The sequence below is a fragment of the Tateyamaria sp. genome, from assembly GCF_059783535.1.
The window spans coordinates 1-3899 of record NZ_JBYNDP010000218.1; the positions used below are offsets into that span (position 1 = coordinate 1).

A 3899-nucleotide genomic window follows, 5' to 3' on the forward strand; every position below is an offset into this window, starting at 1 on the left:
CCTATGTCTGGGCGTTCCACACCCCGCTGAAAGACCTCGCGCATCAGCCTGCAGCCTGGTTCGACTTCTCGTCGGCTGCTGGTGCCCTGACCATGTGTGACTACATGATCGGGCGTCTCGGTGAAGGCGTCACCATGGCGATGAACCGTGGCATTCCCGGTATCACCGATAACCAGCGTTCGGGCGATTTCAAAGCCTGCGTTGAGGAAAAGGCGGGCTGGACCACCGTGTACGAACACTATGGTGAGTATCAGCGCGAAGGCGGCTTTGCCGGCACATCGCTGATCCTGCAATCCTACCCCGAAGCCACAATCATCCACAACGCGAACACCGCTATGGCGATGGGCTCGGTCGAAGCGCAAGTTTCGGTTGGCAAAGAGAAGGACATCTTCTCGACCGGTTGGGGCGGCACGGGCCTTGAACTGGACGCCATCCGTCGTGGCGAGCTGGACGCGACCCCGATGCGCATGGGGGACGACGTGGGTGCTGCAACGGCCGAAGCGATCAAGGCTGATCTCGAAGGACGCGCGGATGATCTGCCCTTCGTCTTCCTTGGCCGGATCACGGTAGCCCATGACCAGATGAGCGCGGACGAAATCGACGCGCTGGAACAGGAAGCATTCCGCTTCTCCGGCGTTGGCGCTCTCAAGCGGTAACACGTCTCTGCGCCATCCCTCCTCGGGGTGGCGCGCACGTCTCTCGTTGACGAGGGGCATAGGGCACATATCCGCCCAACTACTCTCAACACACCAAGGTCAGCGCGTCCCAAACTGATCTTTCCGCAAGCTTCGGATTGCGAGACGCCCCTGCCTGCACCACATTACACGCATGAAACAGGCGGACGTACATACCCAGTTCGGGGACCTGACAGTAACCGAAGATCAGGGCGCCATCATTCGCGTCTCTTGGGGTGTGTCCGGCTGTGCCGACCGGTCAGAGGCACTGGACGCCGCGGTTGCGCAACTGCAAGCCTATGATGCGGGTGAGTTGGAGACATTCGATCTGCCCCTTGCCGTGCGCGGCTCGCAATTGCAGCAGGATGTCTGCGCCGAGATGTCCAAAATCCCCTTTGGCCAAACCATCACCTATGGTGACATCGCCAATACACTTGGGGTGCCTGCGCAGGCCATTGGTCAGGCGTGCGGCGGTAATCCCATTCCCATCATCATTCCCTGCCACCGGGTGATTGGGGCGAAGGGTCTAACCGGGTTTTCCGGGGCAGGTGGGGTCGAAACCAAGGTGGCCCTCCTGCGCCACGAGGGCGGGTTCCTGATCTAGCGTTGCGGGATCAATTGCTGCGCCATACCGGCAAAGACCAGATACAGCGACGTAATCACCAGCCCCCAATGCGCCCAGCTTTCGGGGTGGAAGTCGACCCATGCTGCCCAGCCGGCAAAGAAGGTCCACGCCAACGCCATCGGCAAGCTCAACCAACGCCAGCGTTCTGTGCGCACCGGGTGGATGAACTTGATCGGCAGGAACATCCCGACAGCCAGCACGCTCACAAGGGCGAGCGAGACCCAGAAATTCGGCTCAAGGGCAAAGATGACCAGCACGACCATGTTCCAGCAGCCCGGAAAGCCCGAAAACGAATTATCCTTTGTTTTCATTCGCGTATCGGCAAAATACATCGCCGATGCAAAGGTGATCAGGATGATCGCGACCCAACCCGTCCAACCCGCCATAAGGCCGGATGCAAACAGCGCAAAGGCCGGGATGAAAACGTAAGTCAGATAGTCGATGATCAGGTCAAGCAAAACGCCATCGAACTCGGGCGCATTGGTTTTGACGTTGTACTTCCGAGCCAACGGCCCATCGATGCCATCGACGAAAAAGGCCACGACAAGCCATAGGAACATAAGGTCCCATTTCGCCTCGACGGCAGCCAGCATGGCCAGCATTGCGAACACGGCACCGGTGGCCGTCAGAAGGTGAACGCTCAAGGCGCGCATTTGCAGAGTCATTTGCCTGTCATGCGGCATGATGCGCAGGGTTGCAAACGCAAAACCGCGCCGAAGGGGTCGGCGCGGTCAGGTGCAAGGCCAAATAGCCCGTGTGCCGGCTACTGGCCCAGGCGCACTTCTTCGAGCGGGTAACCCAGATAGTCCTGCGCTTCCCAGCCTGCGTGACAGTCATGGCAGAAGCTCTGCTTGACCTTCATCACCTTGCCATTGGGCTGCAGGCCCGCATAGAGCCATCCGGCCGTGTCGGGCGCCTCGTCTGTGCCCACCTTGGTCATGATGAACAGCGGGCCAGGGCGCGCGGCTTTCTTCTTGATCGAGATGGTGATCGACTCCTTGGCCAGGATCGATCCCACAGGCATTTCAAAGCCTTCTTCCTCGAACTTCAGATACTGTTCTGCGGCAACATCATTGGCAAATGTGTTCAGAAGGCGGTTGCCATGCGGTCCAGCAACCGCAGCGCGCGATGCCGTCGGCGCCCAATCGCGATAGCTGGAGCCAATCTCGTCACCTTCTTTGGCATAGCCCGTCGCCATCTTCTCTTGAAGGCAATCGTAAAGAACCCCGATCTGATCTTCGGTCAGATCAAAGGCGTCTTCGACCGTGATGGCTGTACATTCTTCTGCGCTGGCGGCTCCAGCTGTGACAGCAAAAACGGCTGCGTATGTTAGCTTGCGTAGCATGCTTTGCGTCCCCTCCGTGTTGGTTTTGTATGCCATTGCATGCTGGCGGAAGGATGGCCGCACGCATAGTCCACGGGCGATCACCTTTTATGCACAATACCGTGAGGGTTGGCGCACCCTACGCCTTCGGATGGGCTTTGGCATACACTTCCATCAACCGAACCGTGTCAACTGCGGTGTATGCTTGCGTGGTAGAGAGCGACGCGTGGCCCAGAAGCTCTTGAATTGCGCGCAGATCGCCGCCCGCATTCAACAGGTGCGTGGCGAAGCTGTGGCGCATGGCGTGGGGTGTCGCGCTGGCGGGCAAACCCAATTGCATGCGGGCGTTTGCCATCACCTTCTGAATGGCGCGCGGCGCCAGCGCACCTCCGCGCACGGCGCGAAAAAGCGGACCGTCCGAAGGCAGGTCATAGGGACAGGCAGACATGTAGGCATCCACAGCGTCACGGGCTGCATCAATCACCGGCACAATCCGTTCCTTGCCGCCCTTACCGACAATACGAAGGACTTGGGGCAAGGGCGTTTGTCCCGCCGTCAGCGATAAGGCTTCGGATATGCGCAGCCCGCACCCCCACAGCAGGGTCAGAACAGCGGTGTCCCGTGCACCGATCCACGGCTTGTCCGATTGCAACGGCGTAATGTCCAAAAGCTCACGCGCAGCCGACTCGTCCAGTGGGCGCGGCAGCTTTTTGGTAAATTTCGGGGCGCGCGTACTGAGCACCGCAGTGGGTTCAAACCCTTCCCGCGCAGCCAACCACTTGTAGAACGCCTTGACCGCCGACAGTTTGCGCGCCAACGACCGCGCGCCGACCCCACCCGCCCGTGTGCGGGCCATCCATGCACGCATATCCCGCGTATCAATGCGCGCCAAAGAACCCAGGCCCTGTGTTTGGCCCGAATGTTCGGTCATGAAGGCAAGAAATTCGGTGATGTCATTGCCATAGGCGGTGACAGTGTTTTCTGCCGCCCCCTTGATCGCGCGTTGATGTGCCAGAAAACCTTCCAGCGCATCGCGGGCGGCTGGGGAGATCAGGCTCATCCCAACCAGCGCCGCATGGCCCGTTCGAACACCCCGGTGAAAAAGGCCAGAAGGTCGGTGCCTTGCTGGGGCCCAAACATGTGCGGGTCCTCGGCGCCCATGACCAAAAGGCCCGGCAGGCGGCCATCACCAAAATCGAGCTTCAGGCACGCCTCGGATCTGATCCAGGTTGCATCATCGCCGTAGATTTCCGGGTCGGCATCCTGCACTTGCCGC

6 protein-coding genes are annotated in these 3899 nt (G+C 60.0%); 2 read left to right on the forward strand and 4 right to left on the reverse strand.

All coding sequences use genetic code 11. The annotated features are described in order from the left end of the window. Nucleotides 1-656 (forward strand): substrate-binding domain-containing protein (locus tag AC6RA8_RS21650; protein ID WP_500355796.1); only part of this gene is annotated, 656 nt, incomplete at its 5' end. A gap of 172 nt (nucleotides 657-828) precedes the next feature. Then, the gene (locus AC6RA8_RS21655) at nucleotides 829-1278 is read left to right on the forward strand and encodes a methylated-DNA--[protein]-cysteine S-methyltransferase (RefSeq protein ID WP_500355798.1); all 450 of its coding nucleotides are present in this window, start codon (nucleotides 829-831) and stop codon (nucleotides 1276-1278) included. On the opposite strand, the gene AC6RA8_RS21660 is transcribed toward AC6RA8_RS21655, so the two are convergent. From AC6RA8_RS21660 to AC6RA8_RS21675, 4 genes are all read right to left on the reverse strand, one after another. Beyond that, nucleotides 1275-1964: a CDP-alcohol phosphatidyltransferase family protein gene (locus AC6RA8_RS21660; protein ID WP_299207575.1), complete on the reverse strand. Its 690-nt coding sequence runs from the start codon at nucleotides 1962-1964 to the stop codon at nucleotides 1275-1277. The two genes, AC6RA8_RS21655 and AC6RA8_RS21660, sit on opposite strands and share 4 nt — an antisense overlap. A 98-nt stretch (nucleotides 1965-2062) precedes the next feature. Next, the gene (locus AC6RA8_RS21665) at nucleotides 2063-2644 is read right to left on the reverse strand and encodes a cytochrome P460 family protein (protein ID WP_500355800.1); all 582 of its coding nucleotides are present in this window, start codon (nucleotides 2642-2644) and stop codon (nucleotides 2063-2065) included. 118 nt (nucleotides 2645-2762) lie between these two features. Then, nucleotides 2763-3683, reverse strand: a complete 921-nt coding sequence (locus AC6RA8_RS21670; protein ID WP_500355802.1) for a tyrosine recombinase XerC — start codon at nucleotides 3681-3683, stop codon at nucleotides 2763-2765. Next, nucleotides 3680-3899: DUF484 family protein (locus AC6RA8_RS21675; protein WP_500355804.1), on the reverse strand; the 220-nt coding region annotated here is incomplete at its 5' end. The genes AC6RA8_RS21675 and AC6RA8_RS21670, both read right to left, overlap by 4 nt.

Bases quoted from the DNA above. Each gene is read 5' to 3' on its own strand.
- AC6RA8_RS21655 (WP_500355798.1), top strand. From the start codon at position 829: ATGAAACAGGCGGACGTACATACCCAGTTCGGGGACCTGACAGTAACC.
- AC6RA8_RS21660 (WP_299207575.1), bottom strand. From the start codon at position 1,964: ATGACTCTGCAAATGCGCGCCTTGAGCGTTCACCTTCTGACGGCCACC.
- AC6RA8_RS21665 (WP_500355800.1), bottom strand. From the start codon at position 2,644: ATGCTACGCAAGCTAACATACGCAGCCGTTTTTGCTGTCACAGCTGGA.
- AC6RA8_RS21670 (WP_500355802.1), bottom strand. From the start codon at position 3,683: ATGAGCCTGATCTCCCCAGCCGCCCGCGATGCGCTGGAAGGTTTTCTG.